Source organism: Actinophytocola oryzae (genome assembly GCF_004364325.1).
GTDB lineage: Bacteria > Actinomycetota > Actinomycetes > Mycobacteriales > Pseudonocardiaceae > Actinophytocola > Actinophytocola oryzae.
The window spans coordinates 272860-285961 of the sequence record NZ_SOCP01000008.1; the positions used below are offsets into that span (position 1 = coordinate 272860).

At 71.1% G+C, this 13102-nt stretch carries 11 protein-coding genes; 6 read left to right on the top strand and 5 right to left on the bottom strand.

The features are described 5' to 3' along the window. Positions 1 to 42: 42 nt before the first annotated feature. Together CLV71_RS22880 and CLV71_RS22885 are read right to left on the bottom strand one after the other, a co-directional pair. Entirely contained in the window at positions 43 to 1035 is a 993-nt protein-coding gene (locus CLV71_RS22880) for a winged helix-turn-helix domain-containing protein (RefSeq protein ID WP_133904884.1), read from the bottom strand. A gap of 25 nt (positions 1036 to 1060) precedes the next feature. After that, positions 1061 to 2059 carry a carbohydrate binding domain-containing protein gene (locus tag CLV71_RS22885; protein ID WP_133904885.1) on the bottom strand — a complete coding sequence of 333 codons (999 nt, stop codon included), beginning with the start codon at positions 2057 to 2059 and terminating at the stop codon, positions 1061 to 1063. 114 nt (positions 2060 to 2173) lie between these two features. Between CLV71_RS22885 and CLV71_RS22890 the strand changes: the two genes are divergently transcribed. After that, entirely contained in the window at positions 2174 to 2896 is a 723-nt protein-coding gene (locus CLV71_RS22890) for a VOC family protein (protein WP_133904886.1), read from the top strand. A 28-nt stretch (positions 2897 to 2924) separates the two neighbouring features. Beyond that, on the top strand, positions 2925 to 3188 hold the full coding sequence (locus CLV71_RS22895; protein ID WP_243866641.1) for a Smr/MutS family protein: 264 nt from the start codon (positions 2925 to 2927) through the stop codon (positions 3186 to 3188). A gap of 268 nt (positions 3189 to 3456) precedes the next feature. Here the strand turns inward: CLV71_RS22895 and CLV71_RS22900 are convergent, their stop codons facing one another. Beyond that, on the bottom strand, positions 3457 to 4707 hold the full coding sequence (locus CLV71_RS22900) for a M20 metallopeptidase family protein (RefSeq protein WP_208297692.1): 1251 nt from the start codon (positions 4705 to 4707) through the stop codon (positions 3457 to 3459). A 249-nt stretch (positions 4708 to 4956) separates the two neighbouring features. Between CLV71_RS22900 and CLV71_RS22905 the strand changes: the two genes are divergently transcribed. Both CLV71_RS22905 and CLV71_RS22910 read left to right on the top strand, forming a co-directional pair. Continuing rightward, positions 4957 to 6465, top strand: a complete 1509-nt coding sequence (locus tag CLV71_RS22905; RefSeq protein WP_133904888.1) for an alkaline phosphatase D family protein — start codon at positions 4957 to 4959, stop codon at positions 6463 to 6465. A gap of 11 nt (positions 6466 to 6476) precedes the next feature. After that, positions 6477 to 7679: a hypothetical protein gene (locus CLV71_RS22910; protein WP_133904889.1), complete on the top strand. Its 1203-nt coding sequence runs from the start codon at positions 6477 to 6479 to the stop codon at positions 7677 to 7679. 39 nt (positions 7680 to 7718) lie between these two features. On the opposite strand, the gene CLV71_RS22915 is transcribed toward CLV71_RS22910, so the two are convergent. Together CLV71_RS22915 and CLV71_RS49395 are read right to left on the bottom strand one after the other, a co-directional pair. Continuing rightward, the gene (locus tag CLV71_RS22915) at positions 7719 to 8579 is read right to left on the bottom strand and encodes a lysyl endopeptidase (RefSeq protein WP_243866642.1); all 861 of its coding nucleotides are present in this window, start codon (positions 8577 to 8579) and stop codon (positions 7719 to 7721) included. Between the two features lie 113 nt (positions 8580 to 8692). Further along, a complete protein-coding gene (locus CLV71_RS49395; RefSeq protein ID WP_243866643.1) occupies positions 8693 to 9598 on the bottom strand; it encodes a helix-turn-helix transcriptional regulator in 906 nt (301 codons plus the stop codon). Between the two features lie 70 nt (positions 9599 to 9668). On the opposite strand from CLV71_RS49395, the gene CLV71_RS22925 reads away from it, so the two are divergent. Then, a complete protein-coding gene (locus tag CLV71_RS22925; protein WP_133904891.1) occupies positions 9669 to 10337 on the top strand; it encodes a class I SAM-dependent methyltransferase in 669 nt (222 codons plus the stop codon). 586 nt (positions 10338 to 10923) lie between these two features. Continuing rightward, complete coding sequence (locus CLV71_RS22930; RefSeq protein WP_133904892.1) at positions 10924 to 13092, top strand: acyltransferase domain-containing protein; 2169 nt, start codon at positions 10924 to 10926, stop codon at positions 13090 to 13092. Positions 13093 to 13102 lie beyond the last annotated feature (10 nt).

Here is a 13102-nt window from a genome sequence, read left to right on the forward strand (position 1 = left end):
CCTACCGTGGAGGGGTGGTCGTGATCCGGCGACACCATTCGGTCATGTCCGAAATGACTGACCTAAAACTGCCAGCGCGACCGGGGTCAACGCGTGCTGCACCGTGCGCCCGGACCGGTGGCTGACCACCAGGCCCGCGTCCCGCAGCACACCGACGTGCTCGCTGGCCGACGCGGTCGAGATGCCGAGCCGCGCGCTCAGCTCCGTCGACGTCGAGGGGACGACCAGGGCGGCCATGACAGCGGCCCTCGTGCGGCCCAGCAACGCTTCCAGCGCGCCCGCCCGGGTGCCTGCCACGCCGTCCAGCCAGGTCGGCGGGTGCTCGACCGGGTACACCAGCACCGGCCGCAGGGTCGGGTCGGCGAGCGTGACCGGCTTGCCCCAGCAGAAGTACGACGGGATCAGCAGCAGCCCGCGACCGTCGAGGTGCAGGTCGAGCGGGGTCGGGTAGTCGGCGGACAGGACCGGCGGGTCCCAGCGCAGCACCGGCCGCAGTGTCGAGAGCATGGCCTCGACGCCGCCGTCGAGCAGCGCGGCGCCCCGCAGCGACCGTTCGACCCCCACGGCCGCCTCGATGTCGTCCCAGACAGGTCGGACCACCGTGCGGTGCACGGACGCCACGGCGTCCACCAGCTCGTCGAGCACGTCGCGGTCGCCGTCCGCGAGGCGCCCCGTCCACGTGGAGAGCCGTCGAGTCCTTGCGGCATAACGAAGATCGTGCGCGAGGCGGTGGCCGGGGGTGTCCCGCAGGGCGGCGAGCCCCTCCGAGAGTCCGGTGCCCGCCTCGGCCGGGGTGAGGAAGTCGGGGAAGTAGCCGACCCTGGGCACCAGGTCGCGGAGCAGGCCGACGGCCCCGTGCAACCTCTGTTCGTGCACCGCGGCCTTCGCCTGCCGTTGCCACCGCGCGAACACGGGCGGCCCGGCGGCGTCGGCACCGAGCCGATAGAGCCCGAGAACGGTCTCCCACAGGGGATCGGGGGCCTTGGCCACCCGAACCCTGGACAGGTCGGCTTCCTGGAAATAGATCCGGAGCACGGGAGATGGTAGCGGGAATCCGGCCTCAGGCGCTGGTGTCGACGAGGACCGGGTCGTCGATGGTGAGGGTGTAGGCGCCCTGGCCGCCGAGCTGGAAGGTGACCTCGCCGGTGGCCGGGCTGGTGCTGTTGACGGTGAAGGTGTAGGCGCGCCGGCATGGGGTCGTCGCGACCGGGACGCTCTCGACGAGCGCGGGCCGGTACAGCGGCGGGGCCTTGTCCTGGATGCGGGTCTGGATGGCGACGGCACGGTTCGCGCTCGCGGTGAAGTCGAAGCGGTAGCGGTGGCCTGCGGTCAGGGTGATGCCGCTGCGGATCGCGAGGACCTCCCACGACATGGTGCTGCCCGAGGGCACCGCGACGGTGAAGCCCTTCGGGTTGGTCGTGAGCGCGACGGTCGAGACGTTGGACCACCAGTCGGCGGGATCGTGGTCGTCGACCGAGGGCGTGCCGGCAGGACCCATCGAGACCGTGCCCCGGGCGGGTGGTTCGTCCGGCGGCAGGCACGGCCGACTCGCGACAGGCGCCGCCGTTGTCGTGGTGGGTGACGCGGCGGAGTCGCCCTGATCGAGCAGGCGGGTGCCGGTCACCCCGACCAGCACCCCCGCGGCGAAGATCACCACCGCCGCGGCCACGACCGCGGGAACGCGCGGCGACCACGACCGGCCGGAGGCGTCGCCGGTTTCGACGCCACGCCAGGCGGTCCGCCACCGGTCCACCGTCTGCTCGACGGCCTCGTCGTCCAGCTCGCGGGCCCGCAGGCACGCCGCGACGAACGACTCGACGAACTCCAGCCGGGGCAGGCGCGGAAGTCGTCTGCCCGCGAGGATCTCGCTCGTGGTGCTGGACGGCAGCGGTTCGGTGCCCTGCCCGGCGAGTGGTTGCCCGGAGAGCTTTTCCAGCTGGCGCAACGATGGCTGCCCGGCCCAGACCCGCAGCCGGTTGAGGTCCGCGACGAAGTCCGCAGGCGTGCGCGCCTGTGTCGGCTCGGGGCCCGGCTCCGCCGCGCTGATCTTCCCGGCCACGTCTGGGACGTTCCCCCTATCGAACACCGGCGTCGACTCCGCCGGACATTCTACGCGGCAAGGAGTTCCGGCCGTCCCCAGGCGCGGGTCCCTCCGCTGCGGCACGATGAGGTCATGACCGTCACAGCTCGCCTCGACCTCGCGATCTTCGATGCCGCGGACATCGAGGAGGTCGGCTCCTTCTACGCCGCGCTCACCGGCTGGGACGTCGTGCGCCAGGACGCCGACCGGTTCGGGCTCCGCACGCCGGACGGGCAGGAGATCGAGTTCCAGCGGGCACCCGACCACGTGGCGCCGAGGTGGCCGGGCCAGGAGCACCCACAGCAGTTCCACCTCGACCTGCAGACCGGGGATCCGGGCGCGGAGGCCGAACGCGCCGTCGGTCTCGGTGCCACCCGGCTGGCCGACGGGTCGACCTGGACGACGCTGGCCGACCCGGCCGGTCACCCGTTCGACCTCTGCCAGAAGGACGGTGTGGGTCCGGTGATGGGCCTGTTCGCGGTGACGATCGACGCCCCGGACGCCTCGGGGCTCGCACGCTTCTACGCCGACCTCACGGGCATGCCGGTCAGCTACGACGGCCCGGAGGGCGCGCTCATCGGCGCGGACGGGAGGAATGTGATGTTCCAGCAGATCAGCGGCTACAACCCGCCCCGCTGGCCGGATCCGGCGCACCCGCAGCAGGCCCATCTCGACCTCACGGTCGCGGACCTGGACACGGGCGAGGCCTGGGCACTGGAACTGGGCGCGTCCCGGCTCGACTCCGGCGGCGAGCGCTTCCGGGTCCTCGCCGACCCGGCGGGCCACCCGTTCTGCCTGACCCGCGCCGCCGACTGACGGGCCGATCGCGGCGTCGGGGAGGACAATGCCGGGTGTGAAGCTGAAGCTCGACCTGCACGACGTCTACAACCGAGGCGCGGAGATCGACCGCGCCCTGCGCGCGATCATCGACGAGGCCGTCGCGAAGAAGGCGCCGCTGGTCGAGATTATTCCAGGCAAGGGCTCAGGCGCGTTGAAGAAGCACGTGCTGCGCTTCCTGGACCGCAAGGAGATCAAGGCGCTCTACCACCGGGTGGAGAAGGACTCCGACAACTTCGGCCGCGTCTTCGTGCACTTCCGTTGGAAGTAGCCGCGTCCGTCCTCACGGGCTCGGCGGGGCGACCGAGGCAACGGCCACCCCGCCTGCCGTGCCTCGGCGGTCAGAACCAGATCAGGCCGTGCGTCTGCATCGCGTCCCCTTCCCCCAGCCGGTCGCACAGGACCTCGCCGTGTTAGGAACGCAGACCACCGGAACCGGCGCCCCACCACGAACACGCGACGATCGAACCGGTCACGCGGCACCCAGCGCGACGGCGACGGCGGACCTGACCTCCTCCTCGCCGGGGGTCGGCCGACCGTCAGCGACGGGTGCGCTCGGCGAGCCAGCCGGCCATCGCGCGCACGCCGTGGCCGATGGACCGCTCGTCGGGCGCGAAGGTGCCGAAGTGCGGGTAGCTGGTCTCGATGCCCGCCCCGGGGGAGCGGACCCCCAGGAACGTGAACGTGCCGGGCATCCGGTCGAGGAACAGCGAGAAGTCCTCGCCACTGAACGGAATCGCGGCGTGCAGTGGCGTGACCCTGGCGCGGCGGAGCAGGAACCGCCTGACGGCCGCGCCCTCCCGCTCCGGGCAGACCATGGCCGGGAACGGCGCGGCAGGGAACGTCACGTCGGCCCCGTGGGCCCGGGAGAGCCGGGTGATCTCCGCGCGGAGCCCGACGTACCGCTCCTGCGGCCAGCAGCGGTAGGACACGAGCACCTGGTTGTCCGACGCCTGCGCCCGCAGGTACACGAACTCGGCCAGCGGGCTGTGCGGTGCCTCGACGTCGGCCACGAGCTGTTCCAGCTCCGCGGGCGTCGACGGCGGCGAGACGGTGCCCAGCGCGGCGATCTCGTCGGCGAGCCCCCGCGCGTTCACCGCCGCGTCGGGGCCGGTGAGCGTGATGGTGCCCCGGTCCAGACCGGGAAGGCCGTACCCGCCGGTGACGGCGAACTCGCCGACCGGGAAGGGGCCGCAGTGCAGGGCGTGGATCTCGGCCGGTCGCGCTCGGGCGAACACGCCGTCGGACAGCATCGCGGCGGCGCCGGTCAGCGTCTCCTCCCCGGGCTGGAACGCGAACACGACGGTGCCGCTGAGCCGGTGACGCAGCCGCGCGAGCACCTCGGCGACACCGACCCCCACGGCGGTGTGGATGTCGTGCCCGCACACGTGTGCCGCCTCCGGGCCACCGCCGATCTGGTCGCCGGGCGGCACCGCGTCCATGTCCGCCCGGTAGGCGACCGTCCGGCCGGGGCGGGTGCCGTGGAGGAGCCCGACGATCCCGTGTCCGCCGACGCCCGTGGTGACGTCGAGGCCCGCGTCGCGAAGGCGTGCCGCCACGAGTGCGGCGGTTCGCTGTTCCTGACCGGAGAGTTCGGGATGGGCGTGGATGTCCCGGCGCAGCGCGATCAGGTCGGCGTCGAGCCTGCCCGCGACGGCGTCGACCGAGCGGTCGTCGATCGGCGCGGAGGTGCTGTCCGCGAACGCGATGCCGTTCGACAGCACACCTGCTCCCGCGATGGCGGCGCCGCCGAGCACGGCACGACGACTGACAGGACGATTTGAGTCCAAGGCTGCTCCTCGGTTGTGGGACGACGAGTGGATTCTTTACAGGGCAGGGAGAGAACGCACTGCGGACAGCACCCCGCCCGTTGCTGGTGCTGCCCCTACCGGCCGGGGAAGCCGGCAGCACCGCCTACGGCGAGTGGCGCGTGTCTTCGGCCCATCGGACGAGGAGGTATGCGGCCGTTGCGAGGCATTTGTTAGCAATTAACCAAATGTGTGGCGGTTGTGCATGCTGTTGTCGTACAACAGCTGACTATGTCCCTGCGAAGAAGAACGTTCCTGCTCGGCGGACTGGCCGGTACCGGGGCGGGGCTCGTCGCCTTCCGGTCGGCCTCCGCCGCGGCGGCTGCCTATCCCTTCACCCTCGGCGTGGCCTCGGGAGAGCCGTCGGCCGACGGCTTCGTGCTCTGGACCCGTCTCGCGCCGAACCCGCTCGCGCTCGACGGCCTCGGTGGCATGCCGGACACCCCGGTGGCCGTCGAGTGGCAGGTCGGCGCCGACCCGTACTTCGCCTCCGTCGTCGCGTCCGGCACCGCCACGGCCGTGCGTGCCTCGGCGCACAGCGTCCACGTCACCGTCGCCGGTCTGGCGGCCGGGCGCGAGTACTGGTACCGCTTCCGCGTCGACGGGCAGATCTCGCCGGTCGGGCGCACCCGCACGGCACCCTCGGTCGGCACGAGCCCGGCCCTGACGATGCTGTTCGCGTCGTGTGCCCATTACGCCAACGGCTACTACACCGCGTACCGCCGGATGGCCGAGGACCACCCGGACCTGATCCTGCACCTCGGCGACTACATCTACGAGAGCGGCGCCACCGGAGTGCGCAACCACCTGCCCGCCAAGGAGATCACCGGCCTCGCCGACTACCGGGTGCGGCACGCGCAGTACCGCGCCGACGTGGACCTCCAGGCAGCACACCACGTGGCGCCCTGGGTGGTCGTGTGGGACGACCACGAGGTGGAGAACAACTACGCGGGCACGACCCGCGAGAACAACGACCCGGCGGGTGATTTCACGGCCCGGCGCACGGCTGCCTACCAGGCCTACTACGAGCACATGCCGCTGCGGTCCGCGCAGGCCCCGTCCGGCAACAGCCTCCAGCTGTACCGGCCGCTCCGCTGGGGCAGTCTCGCCACGTTCCACATGCTCGACACCCGGCAGTACCGGATGGACCAGGCGTGCGGCGACGGCAACCAGGTCTGCCCCGAGGCCGACGACCCCGCCCGCACGATCACCGGCACCGCACAGGAGCAGTGGCTGCTCGACGGCATGGGACAGCACCTCGCGACCTGGGACCTGATCGGCCAGCAGGTGTTCTTCGCCCAGAAGCTGTCCTCGGCGGCGGGTGCGAGGAGCATGGACTCCTGGGACGGCTACACAGCCAACCGCGGGCGGATACAGGACGGCTGGCAGGCGAGTGGCAACACCAGCACCGTCGTGCTGACCGGCGACGTGCACCAGCACTGGGCCGCGAACATCATGAACGACTACGCCGCGCAGGGCGACGTGATCGGCACCGAGCTGGTGACCACGTCCATCACCTCGGGCGGCGACGGCAACGCGGCGAGCGACGGCACGTCCAGCCTGAACCCGCACGTGAAGTTCAACAAGAACCTGCGCGGCTACGTCCGCACGGTCACCACACCGACCCAGATGAACGTCGACTTCCGGGTCGTCGACAAGGTGACCGTCCGCGACTCCCCGGTCAGGACCGAGAAGAGCTACGTCATCCAGGCGGGCAACCCCGGCCTCCTGAACCCGTGAGGCGGAACGGCATGAGACGCACGATCATCACCGCACTGGCGGTGGCGGGCCTGCTCGCCACCCTGGCACCGGCCGCCGCCGCGGACGGCACGGTCACCTGGGCTCCCGCCCACACCACGAGCACCGGCGACCAGGACAACCCGTCGGTCGCGACCTCGAGGGGCGGCTACACCGCCGTCGTGTGGGAGGACGACCGCGACACCACCAACCCCGGCGACGCCGTGCACACCGAGGTGTACGCACGCCTCTACCGCGACGGCACCTCGTTGTGGGAGAAGAAGGTCTCCCCGGGCGGCACCGGCAACTGGTCCCACGTCCAGCCGGACGTCGCGGTCCGACCGGACGGTGGCGTCGTCGTCGTGTGGGCGGACGACACCGACGGCAACGGCTACTACCAGATCCGCGTGCAGACCTACAGCGCCGCGGGCGCCGACACGGGTTCCGCCACGGCCAACGCGACCGCGGACGGCCAGCAGATCAACCCGGAGGTGGCGGTCAACCCGGACACCACCGGCTTCGCGGTCGTGTTCGAGGACCAGCAGACCGGTGCCGCGCCGACGGTCCGGCTGTCCGGGTACGCCTCGATCACCGCGAAGAGCTACGAGGTGCGGGTGCACGCGGCGGGCGGCACCAACCGGCACCCCGACGTCGCGACGGGAGCGGCGGGCAACGCGATCGTGGTGTGGGACGAGGACATCGACGCCAACGGCTTCTACAACATCGGCCTCGCGAGCTTCACCACGACCGGCGCGGTGAAGCTCGCGAAGCGGGTCGCCAACCAGGCCACCGACGGGCAGCAGGTGAACGCGACCGTGGCGGCGAACTTCAACGGCGACTTCGTCGTCGGCTGGGAGACCGACCACCTCGGCAGCGTCCAGGTCGCCGTGCGCTCGTTCACCGCGACCGGCGCCGCCCCGGCCGAGGCGTTCCTGCCCGGCACCGATCCCCAGGTGGGAGTGGACGACCAGCGTGGCGTGGCCGTCTACTGGACCGAGAGCCAGGACGTGTTCGTCCAGGGCCTCAACCCGGACGGCACCACCAACGGCCGCCAGCCCAGGTTGCGGGCCAACACGGTCACGGCCGGCAGGCAGACCCAGCCCGCCGTCGCGGTGGACCCGTTCGGCCGCATCACGATGGCCTACAGCGACGACCCGGACGGCGACGACTTCGACGACGTCGCCATCGGCAGCGGACTCGTCAACTCCACCTGGTGACAACGGAAGGGGCGGGGACGGACCGTCCCCGCCCCTTCGCTAGCTGCTCGTCGCCGTGTTGATCGCGCGGGCGTAGTCGGCGGCCGTGCCGGACGACGAGCACCGCTTGATGTCGTCGTAGAGCCACATGAACCCGCCGGGGATGCCGGAGGAGCCGTGCCACGACCGCATCTGGTTGCCCACCTGGGTCGGTGAGCTGCCCTCGGCGCAGCCGGAGCCGTGCCTGCTCCACAGTCCCGGGTCGATCGGCCTGCCGAGCGACTGTGCCCAGGAGGCGGGGTTGTTGCCGGAGCCGCCCGCGTACGCCTGGAGGTACACGCGGTCCACGAGCGAGCCGAGGTTGTTGGTGACGCCCTGCCAGTACGAGACGGCCGTGTACGGGGCGAGCGTGAAGTGGCCGTACCCCATCGCGTTCGCCATCCTGGCGAACGCGACGGTCGAGTCGACGTCGTAGTGCGACTCGTCGTCGCTGTTGATCGCGTCCGCGCCCGTCGCGGTGCGCAGTGCCGCGAAGTTGCGGTACAGGATCGTGCCGGAGCCGGTGCCGTCCCTGGTGATGAGGTCGTCGATGGCCTCCCAGTCCGGGGTGCCCCACGCGCCGACCGACACCTCGATGCGGTTGACCGAGGTCGGTGCCTGCTTGAGGGTCCGCAGCCGGGCGGGCCAGCCCGCGTCGCCGACGTACCGGCCGCCGGAGACGACGAGGTGGTCGTTGTAGTAGAGGTCGCCGTTGGTGTGCACGTGGATGCTCCACAGCATGACCGTGGTGAACCCCGACGCACGCACGATGTCCATCGCCGCCTGGCCGTCCTCGTAGAACGGGCCGCCGCCGAAGATCGCGGACCTGCCGGCGGCGGGTAAGGCGTCCGCCCCGGGAGCGATCGCGAGAACAGTCGTCAAGCATGCCAACAGCACTGACAGGCACGTCCGCTTCATCCCCGACTTCCTTCCCAGAGGCGGCGTGTTTCCCTTGCAGCATAAGCGGTTTGGACGCCGGTGCCGGATGGTCACACTTACCGGTTGGCGCGACGCCACTGTGCCGGGCCCATTCCGTGCGCCCTGCCGAAGGTGCGGGCGAAGTAGCCCGCGTCCGGGAAACCCACCCGCCTGCCCACCTCGTTGACGGGCAGGTCGGTCGCGGCGAGCAGCCGCCTTGCCTGCACCATGCGGCGCTCGCCGATCCACTGCTGCACGGTGCGGCCGGTGCGTTCGCGCACGGTCGAGGTCAGGTGGCCGGGGGAGATGTTGACCGCCGCGGCGACGTCACGCAACGACAGCGGTCGCGGGTAACGCTCTTCGATGATCTCGAACACCTCGGCGAGCAGTGGTTCGCGGTTCTCCCGCAGGTCGTCGACCACGTTGGCGGCCAGGCGGGACACGCCGACCAGCAACAGCATCAGGTGTGCCAGTGCGGCTTCGCGGTAGCCGTCCCTGCGCAGCGTCAGCTCGTCGTGCAACGACTCGATGCGGGCGACCCACTCCGGGCGTTCCGGTTCGGGGACCCGCAGCCGCAGGGCGGTGATCGCGCCGCCTCGGACGAACGGGAACAGCAGCGGGTGGGTGCGCCAGGCCAGGTGGGCGCCGGGGACGTCCGGCCCCAGTACGTCGGCGGTGAAGAACACGCCCCAGCCTTCGGTCTCGGCCAGGTCGGTGTCCTGGACGTGGCCCATGACGTCCCCTGGCGCGATCACGAACAGGTCGCCGGTCTCGATCGGCCACGACCGCCTGCCGGTGCGCAGCAACCCGCCCGTGGTCTGGAAGTACGCCAGGCCGGGGAACTCGTGCATGTGCTCCTCGAAGGAGCCCTCCGTCCAGTCGTGCTCCATGCGCCAGGTCACGACGGGCAGCTCGCCAGGAGCCGGTTGCATCGAGTAGGACGCCGGCCGGTCCCGGTTCGGTGCCCTTCGCACTGTCCGCATCGTCGAATCATCCCATCAGAGCCGTAGATCGGCACAGATCCGCAGGCCCTGGCTCGGTCAGAATGTCAGCATGATCGAAAGAACGTCTCATTCGTCCAGTGAGCGGGAGTACGTCCCCGGCATGGGGAAGCACTTCCTGCTGCCGGTCTACGACGTGGTGCACCACGTGTTCGGGCTTCAGCCGATCCACCGGGAGATGGTCGCGCTGGCCGCGCTCCGCGACGGGCACCGGGTGCTGGATGTAGGCTGTGGCACCGGAAATCTGCTGCGGACGACCGGGAAGCTGCACCGGGAGGTCGACCTCGTCGGGCTCGACCCCGACCAGAAGGCGTTGGCCAGGGCACGCCGCAAGGCCAGGCGCGCGGGCCTGACCATGCGCCTGGACCACGGGTTCGCCCAGGAACTGCCCTATCCCGACGCCTCGTTCGACCGGGTGTTCTCCAGCCTGATGCTGCACCACCTCGACACCGCGTCGAAGGACGCGTTGCTCGGGGAGGTGCGCCGGGTGCTGCGGCCGGACGGGCTGCTCGTCCTCGCCGACGCGGTCGTCGACGGGCACGGCCACGGGCACGGACCCGGCCGGATGAGCGAACACCTGCGCGACAACGTCGGCGACGCCGTGTCGCGGCGGATCGTCTCGGCCGGGTTCACCGTCGAGCCCACCCGCACGATGGGGCTGCGAATCGGCGGGACGATCGGAATCGAACTGGCTCGGCCGACCCGGGCGGCCGCCGACTGACTCCGGTCGAATATTCGCGGTCGTGCACCTGTCGGTGTACTGGTGTGCGAACCGTTCCATTCGGATTGTGACCGTTCAGTTCGTCGAAGGCGTCCGGCTCGATTGTGGCGGTCGTTGCGTCGTCAATAGTCGGCCCAGATCGCGGAAAAGATTCGAATGTGCACGGATGTGACAGTGAATGCGCGGTGGAAGTAGTGGTGAATTGTTGGTCGTCCATTTTCCGGTAAGGCGCCTTGTTGTTTGACGACGGCCGGGGGTACGCGAGTCGAGTCGGTGCCGCCTCGGGGGTGCCGGTGCCGACTGTGGCGTCGAGCACAGCTGTGACCAGGAGCGACACCGGCCATACCACGGGAGGTCGCGTCCGTTCGACGCGACCTCGGGGCCCTGTGCGGCGACGAAGAACGTGATGTGCGCCATTCCATGGCGGTCGGGCAATATATGCCTTCGCCAGGCTTTGGTGTCGCAGGCGGGACCCGAACGGCCACTATTGGGTGATCATCCCACGCGCGATTTCATGGATTCCGGCACGATCGACTAAGTTCCTCCGTGATCGTTTCGAAATTCCCCCGTGTGAGGTGTGTTCATTATGGCGATGCCGCGTGTCCGTGACCTGTCCGCTTCTGCCTGGTTCCGGCCGGAAACCCCCTCCGTCGACGCCTTGGCGGTCGTCGGTGTCGGCTGTCGGCTGCCGGGCGGCGTCGACTGCCTGGACGAGCTGTGGGCCGCGATGGTCGAGGGACGCAGCGCCGTCGGCGCCGTGTCACTCGACACCGCGGGCTTCGACGCCGAGTTCTTCGGCCTGCCACCAGAGGAGGCCGCGCTGCTCGATCCCCGGCAGCGCCTGGTGTTCGAGTGCGCCGTCGAGGCCTTCGACGACGCGGGAATCGCGCCGGCCACGTTGGCGGGCACCGACACCGCCGCGGTGATCGGCGGGCTCGCCGACACCGCGGACCGGCTGTCCGCCGCGTTCGGCCTCCGGGCCGCTGTGCACGCCGAGTCGGCGTTGGGTGCCGTGCGGCAGGCCGCTGAGCTGCTGCGTTCCGGTCGTGGCGGACCGGTGCTGGCCGGTGGGGTGAACCTCGGCGAGGACGGCGACGGCGTCGCGGTGTTCGTGCTCAAGCCGTTGGACCGGGCGCTGGCGGACGGGGACCGCGTGCACGCGGTGACGCGGACCGCGCGCCCCGTCGAGGTGGAGCACCTCGACGGCCGGGGCGTGGCCGCGCTGCTGCGGGCGATCCTGGTGCTGCGCGAGGGACGTGTCCCGGTGGCGCCGGATCTCGACACGCTGGACCACGATCTCGACCTGGGGCTGGCGCCGGTCGCGGCCTTCCGCCCACTCGCCGGTGGCGGCATGGTCGACGTGCCGGGGCTCGGTGTGCTCGGCGCCCCGACCACGCGGCCGGTGCCGACGCGGCCGGGCGGCGGGGGCCGTCTCCCCGTGGTGTTCAGTGCGGGCACGCAGGACGCGTTGGACGACGCCGTCCTGCGGTGGACCTACTTCCTGGAGAAGACCGACCCGTCGCAGTTCTACGACGTGGCGTACACCTCGTGCCTGCGGCGCGGTCACCACGAGCAGCGGCTCGCGTTGTTGGCAGACGGTCCGCAGGAGGCCGCCGCGACGGCACGCCTGCTCGCCGCCGGTGAGCAGGCCGCAGGCGGGGTGACGGCCGCCGCGGTCCACCGCGGCCGGGTCTGTTTCGTGTTCGACGGCAACGGATCGCAGTGGCCTGGCATGGGGTGCGACATGCTCACGACCGACGACGTGTTCCGCGCGGAGGTCACCGCGCTGGACGAGATCCTGACCCCGATGCTGGGCTGGTCCGTGCTCGGCGAGCTGACCGACCCGGACCTGTCGCAGTGGGACCGCGTGGACATCTCGCAGCCGCTGCTGTTCGCGGTGCAGGCGGGCATGGTGGCGGCGCTGGCCGCGCGGGGCGTGGTGCCCGAGGCCGTGACCGGCCACAGCGTCGGTGAGGTCGCGGCGGCGTACTGCGCCGGTGTGCTCGACCGGCACACGGCGTGCTGGGTGGTGGCCGAGCGCACGTTCGCCCAGGCGGCGACGGCAGGCAGCGGGCGGATGGCCGTGCTGGGACTGGGGGTGACCGACACCGAGCGGCTGCTGGCCGAGGTGGGCACGGACGTCGTGGTCGCGGCGATCAACAGCCCGCAGGACGTGACCCTGTGCGGCCCGGCCACGTCGATCGCCGCCCTCGGCGAGGAAGCCGCACGCCGCGGCCTGTTCTACCGCGACGTCGGGCTGGACTACGCCTACCACGGCCCCGCGATGGAACCGGTGCGCGACATGCTCGTCACCGGACTGGCAGGCATGACCAGGGGCACGGCGCGCATCCCGATGATCTCGGCACTGACCGGCGAGCGGGTCGCGGGCCCCGAGCTGGACGGCGACTACTGGTACCGCAACCTGCGCCACGAGGTGCGCTTCACCGACGCCGTGGACAAGGTCGTCGGCGAGCACGGCTGCGACGTGCTGGTGGAGATCGGCCCGCGTCCGGTGCTGGGTGCCTACATGCGTCGGCTCACCGAGAAGCTGCCGGAGCCGGTGGAGGTCGTGCCGACGATGACCCGCAAGACCACGTCCGGGGCGGCACTGGATGCCGCGCGGCTGCAGCTGATCGCGGCCGGTGCGCGCATCGACTGGGAGCTGTTCTTCCCCGAGCGGGGCGTCGTCAGCGACCTGCCTTCCTACCCGTGGCAGCGCCACTTCGTGGGTGACGGCGCGCTGTGCTCCGCGTAGGCGTAGGTTG

Excerpts from the sequence above, each read along its gene's own strand:
- CLV71_RS22905 (WP_133904888.1), top strand. The coding sequence starts at position 4,957 with ATGTCCCTGCGAAGAAGAACGTTCCTGCTCGGCGGACTGGCCGGTACC.
- CLV71_RS22925 (WP_133904891.1), top strand. The coding sequence starts at position 9,669 with ATGATCGAAAGAACGTCTCATTCGTCCAGTGAGCGGGAGTACGTCCCC.
- CLV71_RS22930 (WP_133904892.1), top strand. The coding sequence starts at position 10,924 with ATGGCGATGCCGCGTGTCCGTGACCTGTCCGCTTCTGCCTGGTTCCGG.
- CLV71_RS22910 (WP_133904889.1), top strand. The coding sequence starts at position 6,477 with ATGAGACGCACGATCATCACCGCACTGGCGGTGGCGGGCCTGCTCGCC.
- CLV71_RS22895 (WP_243866641.1), top strand. The coding sequence starts at position 2,925 with ATGCCGGGTGTGAAGCTGAAGCTCGACCTGCACGACGTCTACAACCGA.
- CLV71_RS49395 (WP_243866643.1), bottom strand. The coding sequence starts at position 9,598 with ATGCGGACAGTGCGAAGGGCACCGAACCGGGACCGGCCGGCGTCCTAC.
- CLV71_RS22890 (WP_133904886.1), top strand. The coding sequence starts at position 2,174 with ATGACCGTCACAGCTCGCCTCGACCTCGCGATCTTCGATGCCGCGGAC.